This is a genomic window from Helcococcus ovis, from assembly GCF_004524775.2.
Taxonomy (GTDB): Bacteria; Bacillota; Clostridia; order Tissierellales; family Peptoniphilaceae; genus Helcococcus; species Helcococcus ovis.
In genome coordinates, this window is the sequence record NZ_CP119081.1 from 1551104 (window position 1) to 1567501 (window position 16398).

Below are 16398 nucleotides of genomic sequence, written 5' to 3' on the forward strand. Positions count from 1 at the left end.
TTGTTTAGCAGTATTTTAAATCATTTAATTTATACATTTTAAGTTTTCCTGTCAAATTAAAACAAATAAATTTATATAAATATAGTTAAAATTCTAATGATTTCTTATTCATACTGATTGAAAGGACAAATCCCATCAATAATAAATTAATTAATTGGAATGTTCCCCCATGCGAGAAAAATGGAAGCGGGATACCCGTTACAGGCATAATTTTCATAGTCATCCCCATATTTTCAAATACGTGTACAAATAAGAGTGCTAATACCCCTATAACAAATGTAGTATGATAGAGATCATCTGATTTATATGCTATTAAAACCATTCTGGTGAATATAATAAAATAAAGCAGCATAGCAAAAGCTCCACCTAAAAATCCAAAGTCCTCTACCAGCACAGGAAATATAAAATCTGTATGTTGCTCCGGTATGTATCTATTTTGAGAAAATGGCCCGGATTTATATCCTCTTCCTAATAATTGTCCAGAGCCTAAGGCGATTAAACCTCTATCAGTTTGATGTGTTGATGTTGATAAATTTCTGGATGAATCCTTAAAATCTAAAATCCTGTCCTTTGCATATCCTGCAAGATTTGACCATATAAACGGAAGACTTATTACAAGAGCTAAAATCGCAACTCCTAGTAATATACCGATTTTTTTCCATTTTAATCCTGAAACAAAAAGCATTGAAACAACTATAAATAAAACAACCATAGCTGTACCTAAATCTCTTTGAACAATTATCAAGCCTACTGGAAATAAAGCTAAAATTAAGTATTTAAAAATAAATTTCCAACTATTTATATTATTTTTATTCTCTCCTAATAAAATCGACAAAAATAATATATGTAATACTTTTGATATTTCGCTGGGTTGTAAATTTATCGGTCCAATCCTTAACCATAAATTAGCCCCCCAACTATCTCCACCATATCCAAAAAATATTGTCATAAGAATTAATCCAACTGAAACAATGTAAATTAGCCACTTTAATTTCTTGAATATATCCAAATTTAATATAAATATAAAACCCATCCCTATAAATCCAAATATAGTCGATATAATCTGAGATTTAATAGTCCTTCCTACCGGTGTTATCGCAGCATTTAATACTACAAGTCCAAATACAACCAGTATAATTAGTGAAAAGAGTAATATGAAATCTAATTTTTTTATATTTTTCCACGAAAAATTAAACATTAATGAAACTCCTTGATATAACTACAAAATAATTTGTATTATTTTTTTATGATATAATTTATTATAGACCAAATAATAATTAAAAAAAAGTAAAATTTTACAGGAGTTTAAATGAAAAATAAATTATCAAAAAAAGAAAAACTGGAAGCATTACAAATTTTATATGATTACTTTCCTGATGCAAAAGCCGAATTAAATTTTTCAAACGAATTTGAACTTTTAATTGCCGTTATGCTATCTGCTCAATGTACTGATGAACGTGTAAATATTGTAACTTCAAGTCTTTTTAAAAAATATCACATTCCTGAAGATTACATTAATGCTGACATTAAGGACATTGAAAACGAGATAAAATCATTAGGCCTATATAAAAATAAAGCAAAGAACTTAAAAAAAATGTGCGAAATTTTAGTTTCAGATTTTAACGGAAAAGTCCCGAACAATAGAGAAAATCTTATTAAATTGCCAGGTGTAGGAAGAAAAACAGCAAATGTTGTAATGTCTGTAGCTTTTGGTATACCCGCAATTGCTGTTGATACACATGTACACAGAACCGCCAACAGAATTGGGCTTGTAAACTCTGAAAATGTATTAGATACCGAAAAACAACTTATGGAACTTATACCTAAAAAAGATTGGTCTAAAGCTCATCATGTTTTAATTTTTTATGGAAGAAGAATTTCAAAATCAAGAAATCCAGATTGTGAAAATGACCCAATAAAGCACATTAGCTTACATTGCAGAAAAATGCTGAATTTAGACAAATAAAAATCGACAATGTATTTCAAATGCGATACATTGTCGATTTAATTTTACAATTCTTTACATATACCTTTTAGATATTCTCTAAATTCATCTTTAAGTTCATTATCTCTTAAAGCATATTCAACAGTTGCTTCTAAAAATCCAATTTTACTACCAATATCATATCTTTTTCCATTATAGATATAACCCAAAACACCTTCATTTTTAGCAAGCAAATCAATTGCATCTGTAATTTGAATTTCTCCACCTTTTCCTGGTTTTGTTTCTTCAATATATTTAAAGATATCCTTAGTAAAAACATATCTTCCTAATATAGCAACATCTGATGGTGCTTCCTCTGGCTTTGGTTTTTCAACACACCATTTTATTTTATATGTTCTATCATCTAATTTATCAGCTTCTATCGCTCCATATTTATCAATTTCTCTTATAGGAACTTTTTTACATCCAACAACACTTTTTTCTACTTTATTAAATTTTTCAATAAGTTGCCCAATAGCTGGTTGTTTAGGATTATAAACAATATCATCACCTAAAACAACAGCAAATGCATCATTACCTACAAATTCTTTTGCTTGTAAAATAGCATGTCCTAATCCTTTAGTTTCTTTTTGTCTTTTATAATAAAAATTAGCTTGATCTGCAATTTTTCTAATAGCTTCATATTCTTTCTCTTTTCCATTTTTTTGAAGAGAGTGTTCTAATTCAATTGTATAATCAAAATGATCTTCTATTTCATGCTTATTTCTATTTGTAATGAATAAAATTTCTTCAATGCCGGATTCTACTAATTCTTCAACAATTAATTGAATAGTAGGAATATCTACTATCGGCAACATTTCTTTTGGAACAGCCTTTGTAAATGGTAAAAATCTAGTTCCAAATCCTGCAACTGGTACTACAGCCTTTTTTACATTTAAATTATTTGTCTTCATTTTCTCCGTCCTCTTTTTTATGAGTAAACTCATCAAACACTGTAATTTTAGCTTCTACTATCCTTTTATCTTTTACTTCCAATACTTCCACTCTCAAATTTTCAAAATCAAATGAAGGTTTTTCCCCATCTTCGGGTATGTATCCTAAATGATAAATTATAAATCCTCCTATAGTGTCGTAATCTTCCGAATCATCATCTATTTGACTTCCTGTTTGATTGTTAAAATCTTTTATAGAAATAGATGCAACAACTTTATACACATCATCTGATATTTCAATTAATTCAGGCTCATCATAATCATATTCATCATCTATATTACCTACTATTTCTTCAATCAAATCTTCCATAGTTACAATTCCTGCAAATCCGCCATATTCATCAATAAGTAGTGCCATATATTTATTATTTGTTTGTAACTCCGAAAATAATTCATTTATATTTTTTCTTTCAGGTACAAAATACGCCGGCTTTAAAATTTTCTTTATATCAACATTTTCAAAACCAACACTATAACTTTCCAAAAGATAATCTTTTAAATATAGAATTCCTTTTATGTTATCTACATCATCCTCATAAACCGGGATCCTGGAATATTTTAAAGACATCATATCATCTTTGTAATTTACAAATTCATCATTAATGTCTATCATAAAAACTTCCGTACGAGGAGTCATTATCTCTTCTGCGTAAGTCTCATCAAAACTTATTACCGAATTAATCATTTCACTTTCAACTTTATCTATCACGCCCTGTGAATGACCTAATTGTACTAAGGACTTAATATCATTAATTGTAATTTTAGAATCTAATTCATCAGTTTCAATGCCTAAAATCTTCATGAACACTTTTGTTATACCTGATATAAACCAAACTATCGGCTTAAAAATAAATATAATTAAAGACACAAAACCTATGGAGAATTTTGCAAAACTTTCAATATTTCCAAAAGCAATTCTTCTAGGAATCAATTCTCCAAATATTATTATAACCAAGGTTAAAATCAAAGTAACTAATATTTGTGCTAATAACAACGGATAAGGTATATTAATTTTGTTAAAATATAACGCTAATCTTGGCGAAATCAATAAAGCGGTAAGTGTAACATTTAAAAACGACACTAAAGTAGATACTAAATGCATTACTGACAAAAACTTAGTCTGATTTTCCAAAATCAATAATATTTTTTTTGCTCTTATATCCCCGTCTGATGATTTTTCTTCAAGTAAATTCTGATCTACCGAAGATATTGCAAGTTCAGATGCTGATAAAAAAGCATTTATTAAAACTAAAATTATAGATAATATTATATATCCTGTTAATGATCCGCTATAGAGATGAATATCTTGAACGGCCTGCGGTAATTCCATATTTCCTCCAAATAATCTTTATATTTTTACATTATAATATCACAATAATAAGCTTTATTCAATTTTCAAATAGACTACTATTATTACAATTTTTTTATTTTACTTGAAATTATTACATTAAAGTTGATATTATATTTATGAATATTATTACAATTTATTTAGGAGAAATATGAAACAAAAAACATCTACAATTTTAAAAATAAAAAATATACTATTTGAGAAAAAATATGCTTTCTCATGGCTAATCATTTATATATTATTTTGTGCGGCAACATATGAATTATTCAATAGACCATTTGGTACAGTTAGAAACATTAAAATACCATTAGATGATATGATTCCTCTTATAAAAGAGTTTATAATTCCATATCATACCTATATCCCAGCATTAATAGTTGCAGCTTATATAATCTATAAAAGGAATTTTAACGAATACAAAAAATTGATTTTATCGCTATTTTTAGCTCAAATAACAGCTTATATTGTATTTATGTTATTTCAAACATATGTGCCACGATATGATATTAATCTTTTAGGAAATGATATTTTTTCTCAACTAATCAAACAAACATATTTAATTGACGGCACATATTCCGGAGCCCCTTCTATGCACGTATGTGTAATGAGCTTGGGAATTTTCTACTTATTAAAAATAAAATTTAATAACATTGCTAAAATACTATTAATTGCATATATGACATTAGTATGTGCTACAACTGTTTTAGTAAAACAACACGTATTTTTAGATATTCCTTTCGGATTTTTGCATGCATTTTTAAATTATTTAGCAATTGAATTGATATTTTTAACAAAATCAAAGAATTGATATGATATAATAAAAGAAAAAGGAGAATGTTATGGATATAAATAGACAAAAAATGGAAAATGATCTAATAATTGAAAAAGAAGTTGAATTAGATCAAGAAATTACAGAAAAACAAGAAGGTAATTTAGAAAAAGAAGACTTAGAAAAAGAAGACTTAGAAAAAGAAGACGAAAAAGAAAAAAAGGATAAATAATGAAATTAAAATTTAAATTGTTAATTCTTTCATTTGCGTTAGTTTCACTAGTAGCTTGTGGCAAAAATAATGTAAAAAATATACAAGAAACAAAAATAGAAATAAAAAAAGATACTAAGTCGGAAGTGAAAAAAGAAACTAATTCAGAAAATAAAAAGGATACTAAAAAAGAAACCAATTCAGAAAATAAGATTGATAATAAAAAAGAAACTAATTCAGAAAAATTAGGAAAAGAAGAATTAAAAGGAATTGTCACCTCTGATAAAAATGGTTCTGTAACTAAAACAAATTATTATGCAATTAATAATATTGTTACAAAAGTTGAACAAATAACGGATGCAGATTTATCTAAATTTGATCCGGAAACTGTAAAAATTTTTAAGGAAAACATAGAACCAACTAAACAAAAGTATTCTAAAATAAAAGGTATAGAGTATTCCGTTAATATCGAAAATAATAATCTTCATGAGGTTTTAGTCATGCATGTAGATAATCCTGAAATATTAAAAAATCTAATAGCTTCAAGATTAATAGCAGTTGAAAAAGGTACTACTCAAATTCAATTGGATAAGATATTAAATCAATTCGAAAAAGCTGGATTTAATGTAGAAAGAAGATAATTAAGGAGTATAAATTAAATATATGTGGAAAAAAATAATTTCAATATCATTATCAATATTTATGATTTTTTCATTAAGTGCTTGTTCAAATAAGACAATAAATACTAATGCTGATGCTATTGCAACTTATGAACAAGATGGGAAAAAAACTAAAATAGAATATTTTAAAAATGGAGATAAGGTTTCTAAAATAATTCATACAAATATATTAAAATTAGATAAAATCGATTCTAAAACTCTTGAAAATATTGAAAAAATAGCAAAAAAATTTGAAGATACTCAAAAAAGTATAAAAGGATTAAAATACAATTTTTCAAAGTATGACAAAGAAATAAAAGAAATATTAAATTTAGATTTAAGCAGTAAAGAAAATATTAAAAGCTTGATAGATAATCAATTATTACCATCTGAAGCATCTGAAGAAAAAAATATTAATTTAAATAACATATTAAATAAGCTTAAAGAAAATGGATGGAAAATAGAAAAAAAATAAAATTTAAAATGATGTGGCAACCTAACCTTGTGTTTTTGCGACATCATTTTTTTGAAAGGAATACCATGGAAAATTTGACTGAAATTTTTATATTTTTAGCTATTTCAGCTTCTATTATCATATTTTCTGCGATAGCTAATTATAAATATATAATCAAAAAAATCTCTTCTTCATGGGGAAAATATAGATTTTATGAATTTTCACCTCCAGAAAATGAAGAATTTTTAAATTATTCTTACTATACATTAAAAAAATATTCAAATTCAAATACCTATATCGATGATTTAACATGGAATGATTTAGATATGACTAAAATATTTAATAAGATTAATACTACTTATTCAAGTGTTGGAAGTGCCATATTATATTACAGATTAAGAAATTTAAATCCCTCAAAAGAAGATAAAGAAATTTTTGAAAACATTCAAAATTATTATTCTAAATATGATAAAGATAGGATTAAAACACAATATAATTTTTACAAATTAGGTAAATTTGAAAATAACAAAGTATTGGAATTTGTGGATAATGCTAAGTCTAAAAAGTTTTATGAAGTTTATTTATATATAATCTTAGGCTTGCTTCCTATTTTTATACTATTAGGATATTTTTTTATATCTGAAACTTTTATAGCATTTTTATTACCATCTTTAGCAATTAATGCCGGTTTTTCATATTATAAAAAACTTAATACCGAATCTGATTTTAACAATATTAATTACATTATTAGTGTAGTTAAAACTGCTAAAAAAATTTCAAAATTTAATTTACAAATTACAAATAAAATAAAACAAAATATATCAAAATTAAATAAACTAACTAAAATGATTTTAGTTGCCGAATCACATGCTTCTTCGTCTGTTGATTTTTTAGCATATTTCTTAAATAAAATATTTATGACTCAACTTATTTTTCATAAACTTGCATTAAAAGAAATATCTAAAAATAAAACTGAAATTTTTGATTTATGGAAAAATTTAGGTGATGTTGAATCAGGAATAGCTATATTAAATTTTAAAAATATTGTAAAAGATTATTGTATTCCTAGTTTTTCAAAAAAATATGAAGTTTATGGAAAAAACATATACCACCCACTTATCAAAAATCCTATAAAAAATGATGTAGATTGGAAAGAAAATATCTTGATTTCAGGATCTAATGCATCAGGAAAATCTACATATGTAAAATCTGTTGCCATTAATATAATATTTTCTCAAACAATTTATATGGCATTAGCTTCTGAATTTATTTTAAAACCGGAAAATGTATTAACCTCAATGGCTATAAAAGACAATATAGATTCTGGAGAAAGCTATTTTATTGCAGAAATCAAATCCTTAAAAAGAATTATGAACGATATAGCGATTAATAAATCATATTATTTTATTGATGAAATACTAAAAGGTACAAATACTACAGAAAGAATTGCAGCATCTTCAAGTATTATTGAATATTTTATTGATAAAAATGTTCTTTCATTTATAGCTACACATGATATTGAGTTGACTCAAAAGTTTGAAAATAAGCTTGTAAATTTACATTTCAGAGAATCATTTACAGATAATAATAATTTAATATTTGATTATAAAGTACATAAAGGTGCATCTAAAACAAAAAATGCAATAAAATTACTAGAAATAATGAATTTTCCTAAAGAAATAGTAGAACATTCTAAAAAAGAAGTATTATCTTAATAAAGTATTTATATTTTAGAAATTTATTGATAAAATATATATTTGTAGATATTAATTAAGGAGTAAATAAAATGCATACAAAAGAAGAATTAATTTCAATTAATCCTCTACTAGAAAAAGTTGCAAATTTAGAGCCAACAGTTTGGATAAATCCAGATAGAGAAACAGGTGAAAAAGCATGGGCAAATGTTGAATTTACTATAGACGATATAATTGATGCTGAAAAGAGAATGAAAAGATTTGCACCATTGATGGTAAAACTTTTTTCGGCTGTTGAAGGTGTTGAAGAATCAAAAGGAATATTAGAATCTCCTTTAGTACACTTAGAAAATTTAGAAAAAAAATATAAGGATGAAAAAAACTTAAAAGGAAACTTATACCTAAAACTTGATTCTCACTTACCTGTTTGTGGTTCTATAAAAGCTAGAGGTGGATTATATGAAGTTTTAGTTTTTGCTGAGACTTTAGCAAAAGAAAATAATTTAATAGACGATTCAAAAGATTATAGTCAATTTTCAGATAAAAATTTTAAAAAATTATTTTCAAAATATACAGTTCAAGTTGCTTCTACCGGTAATTTAGGAATTTCAGTTGGAGTAATGGGAGCTGCATTAGGTTTTAATACAATAGTACACATGTCAAATGATGCTAAAGAATGGAAAAAAACTCACTTAAGAAATAAAGGTGCAACTGTTATAGAATATGATGGAGAATTTTCTAGTGCAATAACTCAAGCAAGAGAAATTTCTATTAAAGATCCTTATAGTTATTTTGTTGATGATGAGAACTCTAAAACATTATTTAAAGGATATTCTGTAGCTGCATTAAGAGTAAAAAAACAATTGGAAGAAATGAATATAAAAGTTGATGAAAACCATCCTATATTCTTATACATGCCATGCGGGGTAGGTGGATCATCAGGAGGTGTTGCATTTGGATTTAGAAAGGTTTTAGGAGATAATGTTCACGCATTTTTTGTTGAAACTACACACATTCCAAGTTTCTTAATTGGAGCATCCACTAAATTACACTCTGAAGTTTCTGTACATGATTTAGGAATTGACGGTATTACAGAAGCTGATGGATTATCCGTAGCAAGACCATCAAAATTCTCAGGATTCACAATGGAAACACTTCTAAGCGGTATATTCACTTGTAATGATGATGTATTATTTGAACATTTGAAAAAATTAAATGAATTAGAAGATATAAGAATTGAACCATCTTCATGTGCATCAATTGATGGTGCTGTTGATTTATTTAATTATGAAAACGCAAAAGAATATTTGGAAAATCATAATTTAATGGATAAATTAGATAATATTACTCACATTTGTTGGGCAACCGGTGGAAATTTAGTCCCTGAAGATGTTATGAATGAATACCTTTCAAAATAGTACCATTTTTTTAAAAAAGTATTAAATTTTTGTAACAATAATGACATTAACAAATTATAAAATCTGTTGTAATATATAAATATGGAGTTGATATCACTAACACTTCCTTTAGTCCTCTCTAAAAGAAGTGTTTGTTTAAGGTGGAGTCACCGCCATCTTAGATACCATGCTATTTAGAGCTGTCAATAGTATATTGAATTTATAATTTTATCTCTATGGATTACTCTCACCCATATTTATAAATTCATAGGTGACATCGATCGAGTAAATAAAGGAGCCCAAAGCTCCTTTTTTATGTTTTAAATATTAAATTACTCTAGAAATTCCATCAACAGACTTTTCCACTATTATTTTCTTATCTATTTGCTCTTTAAGCATTTCCACGTGAGAAATTATACCTATTAATTTATTATCTTGACTAATATCGAATAATGTAGACATAACTTTGGAAAGTGTATCTCTATCTAATGTTCCAAATCCTTCATCAATAAACATTGAATTTAATTCAATACCCCCTCTTTGCATTTGAACTACATCTGATAATCCCAATGCAAGTGATAATGCAGCTTGAAATGATTCTCCCCCTGATAATGTATTTATATCTCTTTGACTTTTATTATGATGGTCTACTACCTCTAAATCCAATCCCCACTGTTCCATAAGATTACTTGCTTCAGTCTTTCTCCTTAAACTATACTTTTCATTAGTCATCTTATTAAACCTCAAATTTGCATGATACAAAATCTCATCCAAAAATATTGTTTGTACAAAGGTTTCAAACTTAATTCTTGATGTACCACTAACTTTACCTTTAATAACATCATTAAGTTCAAGTATACTTAAATATTTATTTTCTACACTCTTAAAACTATCTGAATTACTTTTCAATTTTTTCAATTGTGTTTTATTATTTTCCAAATTAAAATGAATATCGGATAATTTCATATTTTTATCTTTTAATTGAATTTCCAATCCCTTCAATTCACTTTCCAAACCATTAATATCAATATTATATTTTTCATCAAGTTGTGATTTTAGTATATCTAATGTTTTAGAAATTTCTGTATAATATTTTGAATATTCAAAATATTTATCTCTCACATCTTTTATTTCCATCGTAAGAATATTTTTATTTTGAACTAATCTATCTATTTCATTTTCAACATCTATTTCTGATTTATTTCCTAATTTGATACTTTCTTCAAATTTTTGTTCATTTAAATTTTTAATATTTTGTTCATTTTTAATCAAATCATCATTTAATTCTTTTAATTCATTTTCAAAATTTTTCTTACTTATTAAAATTCTTTCCTTTTCATAAATTTTCTCATCAATTAGTTTTTTTATATTTTCTAAATTTGATTTTTCGTTTTTCAATAAATTATAATCATTATTTAATTTTTCACTTAAAATTAGTGATTCATTGTTATTTAAATCTTTATATTCCTCAAATTCTGAAATTTGCTTATTATATATACTAATAGTTTTATCGGAAGAATTTATTTCATTTTTTAAGTTTTCTAGTTCTTTTCGAGATTTTTCAAAATATTTTTTTAATTTTTCTACAGATTTTTTATCAGGTAAGTCGTCCTTAAAAATTGCTAATTTAGGATGTTCTATAGAACCACAGACCGGACAAGGTCTACCTTTTTCTAAATTTTTTGCTAAAATGCCTGCTTGGGATTCAAAAAATATCTCTTCTGCTTCTTCATATTTTGATTGTTTCTCTTTAATAATCGGCTTCAACTTTTCATAGTCTATTATTAAATTATCTTTATTATTTGTTTCTTTTAGTATATTATTTATTATTTCTATATACTTTCCTAAACGCTCAATAGATAATTCTAAATCTTTTATTTTTAGCTTATTATCAGATATTTGTTTTTCAATATTTTTATTTTCTTTTAAAAAGTTTTCTATATGCAAAATTTTAATATCAATGTTATATATATCTTCCTTTTTCAAGACTAAATTTTGATATATATTTTCATTATTTTTTTGTTCAGATTCTATTTTATTTGTAATTTCATTTAATTTAGTAAATTTATCCTTTTCAATATTAAGCAAGTTTATATTCGCATTTATATTTTCCATTTCATTTTCAATAGTTGAGATATTATTATATTTTTCTTTATACTCAATAAAATTTTTATTTATATTTTTAAATTCTTTTTCTAATTTAATTATTTGCTCTTTTGTTAAATTATATGATTTCACATTTTCCAATGAATGTTTCTTTAAGTCAATATCTTCTTGTAATTTTTCAATTTCTCTATTTAACACTTCATATTGTGTACTATATTCAACATTTACTCTTTCTATATTATTTATCACTTCTTCAACAGAAATATTTTTTAAATCTTCAAATTCATCGTCATTCTTATAATTATATCTAAAATTACTAAAAATTTCTTCTCGAATATAAATTAATTCATCTCTTTTTTTAGATATTTCCTTTAGTTTATTTGCTATTTCAAATTCCAGTTTATTATACTTTTCCGTAAAAAATATTTTTCTAAAGAGTCTTGATTTTTCTTCATTTGATGCTTTTAATAATTTCATAAAATTTCCTTGAGCTAACATAACTATTTGTCTAAACTGGATAGAATCCACACCTAACAAATTTATTATAAATTGATCTGCTTGCTTTAAATCATCTATTATTTTTCCATCAGATAATTTAATAATTGTTTTTTTACTACCTTTTGAAGTAAAACCTTCTCCTCTTTTTTTCGCCCTTTCATATTTAGGTGTACGTCTAATATTAATAACTTTACTTTTATATTCAAATTCCAATTGAACATAAGTTTCAACATTAGGGTCTGATGCAATATATCTAATCATACTTTCATCTCTTTCCCCACCACTTGAATCTCCAAACAATGCAAATGTTATCGCATCAAAAATAGTAGTTTTACCTGAACCTGTATTTCCACTTATTAAATATACTCCATTATTAAATTTATCAAAATCAATGCTTATTTTATCCCTGAAAGGACCAAATGCTTGCATTGTAAGATTAATTATTTTCATTATCACTCCATATTTTTTCAATTATATCCTTCATAATTTTTTTCTTATCATCACTTAAATCTTTACCTGTTCTTTGTTGATAAAATTCTTCAAAAATTTCCAAAGGATTTTTATTTTTAATAGTTTTTTGTAAGCTGTCAAAATCATCATTTCCATATGTTTTATTTATATATTTCATAGTTAATGTATTTGGATATATTTTTCTGATTTTCTGCATTCCATCTAATATATCATCTTCATCCTCTAAAACTAGGTGAATGTAATCATCCTTATTTCTATCATTAATTGAATTCTTTATAATTTCCTCAAATTTACCTTTAATAGTTCTCATATCTCTCAAATAATTAATTTTTTTCTCATATATTTCTATATTTCCCTTTTCCTTAAAATCAACTAACGTAATAGATTTATCATAACCTGTTTCACTAGCAGAATACTTTAATAGTGAGCCGGGATATCTCAATTTTCCATTTAAAAATGATTGTTTTTTATGAATATGTCCCATAGCAATATAATCAAATTTTTCATAGTAATAATCCGGCACAGCTTCTAAAAGTCCGGCATATATTTCTTCAGATTCTGAAAGTTTCGCATTTAATATAAATTGGTGTGATAATATTACATTTCTCTCATTTCTATTAATTTCAACATTTTCTAAAACTATTCTTACTGCATCACTGTAATCTTCAATTTTCTCTTCCGGATAAAACTGCTTAACATGAATAGGCTTAACATAAGGGAATAAATAAAAATTAATTTTTCCATATTTATCACTAAAAGTTACTTTTTGAATCTCTCTATTATATGGTCTGGAAATATATATATCGGCACTTGATAAAATATCAGACGCAAATGCCAATCTTTCTGATGAATCATGATTACCACTAATAATTAAAATTTTAATATTTAATCTTTTTACTGACGTTATAAAATCATCAAAAACCTTAATAGCTTCTGCCGACGGCACAGAATTTTGATATATATCTCCTGCGATTAAAAGCACATCCACTTCTTCTTTTTCTAATAGATTTACAATTTCTTTTAAAGCATAAATTTGATCTTCTATCATAGAGTATCCGTCTACATTTTTACCTATGTGTAAATCTGCCAAATGCATTATCTTCATTTTAACCTCTTTTATATCCTACTTGATTCATAACTTTATCAAATACTGATTTATCAATATTTTGTCTTAATTTTTCAACTTCATACTTAATTTTCATTTCAGTTTCTACATAATATTTTTTAGGCAATAATGCTTGTAATACTACTACGGTATCAAATAATCTATTTCTTTTATAAGTTTGATTGATGCCATATACTTCATGGATAGCCGAAAAATACTCAATAGGATTAAATTCAAAATCTAAAATTAAATTATCGTGAGCACAAATATTTCTAATATCTTTAGCATTCTTCAAAAATGATTCTAACTGTGATGGGGTCAAATGACCCTCTATATTTTTTTCAATATTTTCTTCAACAAATTTTTGAAATTCATCTGCTATTTTTTCCTTTAATGAAAAGTCAAAAGTTTCATATATATTTATTATATTTCCAAAGGTCATAAAGTTTATAATAAACCAAAATGGTACAGAATTATATTTTGACAAATAATATTTTATACTTCTATTATAATTTTTCTCTTCTTCAAACTTTTTAATTGATTCCTTCATTCTTTCAATATTAATATTTACAAGCTCTAAATCTTTACAATCAAAATTTTTTCGATTTAAATATGCACCCGGTTCTTGAAATTTTTCAACAAATTTATATGAAATGATACTTCTGGCAATTCTCTCAATTTCTAACATAGCTGCTATCAAAATTTTTTTTAACTCTTTATCAAACTCATGTAAATCTACCAAATCATTAAATTTTGTACCTTTCTTATACATATTTGTTTTTTTATCAATTAAAAATTTATATGTACCATTTATAATTTTATAATAGTTATATCTTAACAAAATATCCCTTGCATAATCTTCATTATCTATAACTAATCCTCTTGATTTTAAAATATTAATTTGTTCATCTATAGTTTTAAAATAATTTGACATAAGCACCCCTTTTACTACATTTTATCATAATATTAAAATTAATCCTTTATTATTTAATATTTGCTTAGTATAATAAATATATATCTAAAAAGTGAGGAAGAAATGCTTTACAGTTTAAAAGAAAAATACGTAGAATATGAAAAAAATATAAAAAATTGGACAAATAAATTTTTAATAAAAAATACATTCTCAAAAAAAACAATAAAAAAGTTAAAAAAAGACAAGTTGTTTGGATTTCATAGTCCTAAGATATATGGAAGCTTTGGAAGAGATTATCTAAATCATGTTTTAGCAATCCAAGAAATATCTAAATTTAATTCTAATACCTCATTTAGTATTATTTCAAATAATTATTTTATAAATGGACTATTTAAATATGGCAATTTTAATCAAAAAATAAAATATTTATCTCCTGTTGATAATGGTGAATTAATTGCTTCAGTACTATTATCGGAAGAAAAAGATAATTTAAACTTAAAAAAATCAAAAACATCAATAATTAAAAATAAAACTAGATTAATACTTAATGGCAAAAAATATTTTCCATATAATTCAAATGAAGCTGATGTATTTCTTGTTTTAGCTAAAAATAAATCAAAAAATTTAACTCTTCTAATTGTTGAAAAAGATTTAAATGGAATAAAAATAGAAAATATTGGTAAAGATATATATATTTCATTTGATAATGTAGAAATACCGGAGACGAATGTATTAGGTGATTTTAATAGTGGTTATGAAATTTGCATAAATTTACTTATTGAAAATCATCTTTCATTAGCCGCACATTACTTGGGTATTTCTCTAGATTACTATGATAAAATAATTTCGTCATTAACTAAAATTAAAAATTTAAGTAATAATTCAAAAATTCTTGAAAGTTTTTCAAAAATAAGTGCAAATATTGAGGCAGCAAAATTGCTTACATATAAGGCAGCAGAAATAAAATCAAATGGCTTAGATTCCTCTAAAGATTCATTATTAGCTAAATTATTTAATGAAAACTTAGCTTTAGAAATTATAAATTTTGAAATTCAGCTAAATTATAATAATGAAAAATTAATAAGTGAACTTAGATCTAAAAAAGATATTAACTTTAATAATATTTTCAATTCAAATTTAGAAAATATAAATTTAATTATCACTGATAAAATAATTGAAAAAATTGCATGTGTAGATATTTTAAATAAAAACTCAAATGATATAAACACAAAAGAAAGAAAATCCATCATTTTCGAAGATAATGATTTAGAACAAAACGTAGACAACCTTATTGAATATATTATAAATGATATAAAAAATTCAAAAAACTCTGAGAAATTATACGGTAATATAGAGTCAGCTGAAAATGTTGTTTCATTTGGGTTAGGAATTGAAGATAAAGATAATATAATAGAAGTTGAAAAACTTGCTAAAAGTATCAGTGCTACAATCGCTTGCACAAAACCTATTTCAGAAGAACTTAAATGGTTACCAAATGAACGCTATATAGGTTCTACCGGTAAAAAATTTAATGGCAAGATTTATTTTGCACTTGGAATATCAGGTTCCATTTACCACTTAAATGCCATAAATGCTGATACAATAATTGCAGTTAATACAGATAGACATGCAAAAATATTTGGTAATTGTGATTATGGTATAGTTGCAGACTTAAAAGAGTTTATCATCATTTTCTTAAAAAAATTAAAAGAAAAAATATAGATATTTTAAACTCTAATATACTAAGCTTCACATAATTAGATAAAATAAAAATACCGAAATTAAAAAGATTAATAAATAAAATTGCTTAAACATCAATATACTAATATATAAAAT

14 protein-coding genes are annotated in these 16398 nt (G+C 24.8%); 8 read left to right on the forward strand and 6 right to left on the reverse strand.

The genetic code is table 11. The annotated features are described in order from the left end of the window. Nucleotides 1–85 precede the first annotated feature (85 nt). Nucleotides 86–1198, reverse strand: a complete 1113-nt coding sequence (locus EQF90_RS07345; protein ID WP_134711918.1) for an FtsW/RodA/SpoVE family cell cycle protein — start codon at nucleotides 1196–1198, stop codon at nucleotides 86–88. 111 nt (nucleotides 1199–1309) lie between these two features. Here EQF90_RS07345 and nth point away from each other — a divergent pair, with 111 nt between their 5' ends. Then, nucleotides 1310–1966: an endonuclease III gene (nth, locus tag EQF90_RS07350; protein ID WP_134711917.1), complete on the forward strand. Its 657-nt coding sequence runs from the start codon at nucleotides 1310–1312 to the stop codon at nucleotides 1964–1966. Between the two features lie 44 nt (nucleotides 1967–2010). On the opposite strand, the gene galU is transcribed toward nth, so the two are convergent. Both galU and EQF90_RS07360 read right to left on the reverse strand, forming a co-directional pair. Continuing rightward, nucleotides 2011–2898 carry a UTP--glucose-1-phosphate uridylyltransferase GalU gene (gene galU, locus EQF90_RS07355; protein ID WP_134711916.1) on the reverse strand — a complete coding sequence of 296 codons (888 nt, stop codon included), beginning with the start codon at nucleotides 2896–2898 and terminating at the stop codon, nucleotides 2011–2013. Next, nucleotides 2885–4267, reverse strand: coding sequence for a hemolysin family protein (locus EQF90_RS07360; RefSeq protein ID WP_134711915.1), 1383 nt, complete (start codon nucleotides 4265–4267; stop codon nucleotides 2885–2887). Before EQF90_RS07360 ends, galU begins: the two co-directional genes overlap by 14 nt. Nucleotides 4268–4436: 169 nt before the next feature. Here EQF90_RS07360 and EQF90_RS07365 point away from each other — a divergent pair, with 169 nt between their 5' ends. The 6 genes from EQF90_RS07365 to EQF90_RS07390 all read left to right on the forward strand — a co-directional run bounded on the left by EQF90_RS07365 (nucleotide 4437) and on the right by EQF90_RS07390 (nucleotide 9490). After that, the gene (locus EQF90_RS07365) at nucleotides 4437–5093 is read left to right on the forward strand and encodes a phosphatase PAP2 family protein (RefSeq protein ID WP_134711914.1); all 657 of its coding nucleotides are present in this window, start codon (nucleotides 4437–4439) and stop codon (nucleotides 5091–5093) included. Between the two features lie 31 nt (nucleotides 5094–5124). Beyond that, complete coding sequence (locus tag EQF90_RS07370) at nucleotides 5125–5286, forward strand: hypothetical protein (RefSeq protein WP_167604118.1); 162 nt, start codon at nucleotides 5125–5127, stop codon at nucleotides 5284–5286. Next, nucleotides 5286–5906, forward strand: coding sequence for a DUF1307 domain-containing protein (locus EQF90_RS07375; protein WP_134711913.1), 621 nt, complete (start codon nucleotides 5286–5288; stop codon nucleotides 5904–5906). The genes EQF90_RS07370 and EQF90_RS07375 overlap by 1 nt, the downstream gene beginning before the upstream one ends. Before the next feature lie 22 nt (nucleotides 5907–5928). Beyond that, the gene (locus EQF90_RS07380; protein ID WP_134711912.1) at nucleotides 5929–6399 is read left to right on the forward strand and encodes a DUF1307 domain-containing protein; all 471 of its coding nucleotides are present in this window, start codon (nucleotides 5929–5931) and stop codon (nucleotides 6397–6399) included. A gap of 65 nt (nucleotides 6400–6464) precedes the next feature. Beyond that, nucleotides 6465–8093: a MutS-related protein gene (locus EQF90_RS07385; protein WP_167604116.1), complete on the forward strand. Its 1629-nt coding sequence runs from the start codon at nucleotides 6465–6467 to the stop codon at nucleotides 8091–8093. Nucleotides 8094–8164: 71 nt separating this feature from the next. Beyond that, on the forward strand, nucleotides 8165–9490 hold the full coding sequence (locus tag EQF90_RS07390) for a D-serine ammonia-lyase (RefSeq protein WP_134711910.1): 1326 nt from the start codon (nucleotides 8165–8167) through the stop codon (nucleotides 9488–9490). A gap of 306 nt (nucleotides 9491–9796) precedes the next feature. Here the strand turns inward: EQF90_RS07390 and EQF90_RS07395 are convergent, their stop codons facing one another. The 3 genes from EQF90_RS07395 to EQF90_RS07405 are packed head-to-tail and all read right to left on the reverse strand — an operon-like array spanning nucleotide 9797 to nucleotide 14583. Beyond that, nucleotides 9797–12523, reverse strand: a complete 2727-nt coding sequence (locus EQF90_RS07395; protein WP_134711909.1) for an AAA family ATPase — start codon at nucleotides 12521–12523, stop codon at nucleotides 9797–9799. Further along, the gene (locus EQF90_RS07400) at nucleotides 12510–13649 is read right to left on the reverse strand and encodes an exonuclease SbcCD subunit D (protein ID WP_134711908.1); all 1140 of its coding nucleotides are present in this window, start codon (nucleotides 13647–13649) and stop codon (nucleotides 12510–12512) included. Before EQF90_RS07400 ends, EQF90_RS07395 begins: the two co-directional genes overlap by 14 nt. A gap of 1 nt (nucleotide 13650) precedes the next feature. Further along, the gene (locus tag EQF90_RS07405) at nucleotides 13651–14583 is read right to left on the reverse strand and encodes an Abi family protein (protein WP_134711907.1); all 933 of its coding nucleotides are present in this window, start codon (nucleotides 14581–14583) and stop codon (nucleotides 13651–13653) included. 102 nt (nucleotides 14584–14685) lie between these two features. Between EQF90_RS07405 and EQF90_RS07410 the strand changes: the two genes are divergently transcribed. Beyond that, a complete protein-coding gene (locus EQF90_RS07410) occupies nucleotides 14686–16284 on the forward strand; it encodes an FAD-binding protein (protein ID WP_134711906.1) in 1599 nt (532 codons plus the stop codon). Nucleotides 16285–16398 lie beyond the last annotated feature (114 nt).

Excerpts from the sequence above, each read along its gene's own strand:
- EQF90_RS07385 (WP_167604116.1), top strand. The coding sequence starts at position 6,465 with ATGGAAAATTTGACTGAAATTTTTATATTTTTAGCTATTTCAGCTTCT.
- EQF90_RS07395 (WP_134711909.1), bottom strand. The coding sequence starts at position 12,523 with ATGAAAATAATTAATCTTACAATGCAAGCATTTGGTCCTTTCAGGGAT.
- EQF90_RS07370 (WP_167604118.1), top strand. The coding sequence starts at position 5,125 with ATGGATATAAATAGACAAAAAATGGAAAATGATCTAATAATTGAAAAA.
- EQF90_RS07365 (WP_134711914.1), top strand. The coding sequence starts at position 4,437 with ATGAAACAAAAAACATCTACAATTTTAAAAATAAAAAATATACTATTT.
- EQF90_RS07380 (WP_134711912.1), top strand. The coding sequence starts at position 5,929 with ATGTGGAAAAAAATAATTTCAATATCATTATCAATATTTATGATTTTT.
- EQF90_RS07405 (WP_134711907.1), bottom strand. The coding sequence starts at position 14,583 with ATGTCAAATTATTTTAAAACTATAGATGAACAAATTAATATTTTAAAA.
- EQF90_RS07345 (WP_134711918.1), bottom strand. The coding sequence starts at position 1,198 with ATGTTTAATTTTTCGTGGAAAAATATAAAAAAATTAGATTTCATATTA.
- EQF90_RS07410 (WP_134711906.1), top strand. The coding sequence starts at position 14,686 with ATGCTTTACAGTTTAAAAGAAAAATACGTAGAATATGAAAAAAATATA.
- EQF90_RS07360 (WP_134711915.1), bottom strand. The coding sequence starts at position 4,267 with ATGGAATTACCGCAGGCCGTTCAAGATATTCATCTCTATAGCGGATCA.
- EQF90_RS07400 (WP_134711908.1), bottom strand. The coding sequence starts at position 13,649 with ATGAAGATAATGCATTTGGCAGATTTACACATAGGTAAAAATGTAGAC.
- EQF90_RS07390 (WP_134711910.1), top strand. The coding sequence starts at position 8,165 with ATGCATACAAAAGAAGAATTAATTTCAATTAATCCTCTACTAGAAAAA.
- nth (WP_134711917.1), top strand. The coding sequence starts at position 1,310 with ATGAAAAATAAATTATCAAAAAAAGAAAAACTGGAAGCATTACAAATT.
- EQF90_RS07375 (WP_134711913.1), top strand. The coding sequence starts at position 5,286 with ATGAAATTAAAATTTAAATTGTTAATTCTTTCATTTGCGTTAGTTTCA.
- galU (WP_134711916.1), bottom strand. The coding sequence starts at position 2,898 with ATGAAGACAAATAATTTAAATGTAAAAAAGGCTGTAGTACCAGTTGCA.